1 protein-coding gene is annotated in these 437 nt (G+C 54.9%); it reads left to right on the top strand.

The genetic code is table 11. The features are described from left to right. Positions 1 to 156: 156 nt before the first annotated feature. Positions 157 to 437, top strand: a 281-nt coding sequence (locus tag INT22_RS20480) for an ISAs1 family transposase (RefSeq protein WP_226912510.1), incomplete at its 3' end; no start/stop codon positions are given.

Here is a 437-nt window from a genome sequence, read left to right as displayed (position 1 = left end):
CCGCCCTGTAAAGCCGGTGGCTGCAAAACAGCACCACTTCGCGCTGCACCCGCGGGCAGGGAAAACGCATGAAAAACCGCGCTACGACGGGTTTTGTAGCGCTTTACCAGTAGGAGCTAATGTGGTCATCTAGCAGTTTTTGCTCATGGATGACTCATGCTGACACCCTCTCTTATGCACCATTTATCGATCGTTCCCGACTTCCGCCAAGCCTGGAAAGTGCAGCATCAGCTGTCGGATATCCTGTTTCTGACTGTCTGCGCGGTGATCTGTGGTGCGGAAGGATGGGACGAGATCGAGGATTTTGGCCACGCAAAGCTGGATTTTTTGCGTCAATACGGTGATTTTGAGGCGGGTCCGCCCAGCCATGACACCTTGGCCAGGGTGATGGCGCTGGTAAATGCCGAGCAGCTCCAAACCGCATTTGCCGAGTGGAT

It is taken from the genome of Halomonas sp. 3D7M (genome assembly GCF_014897885.1).
GTDB lineage: Bacteria > Pseudomonadota > Gammaproteobacteria > Pseudomonadales > Halomonadaceae > Vreelandella.
This window is presented reverse-complemented; position numbering and strand designations above follow the sequence as displayed.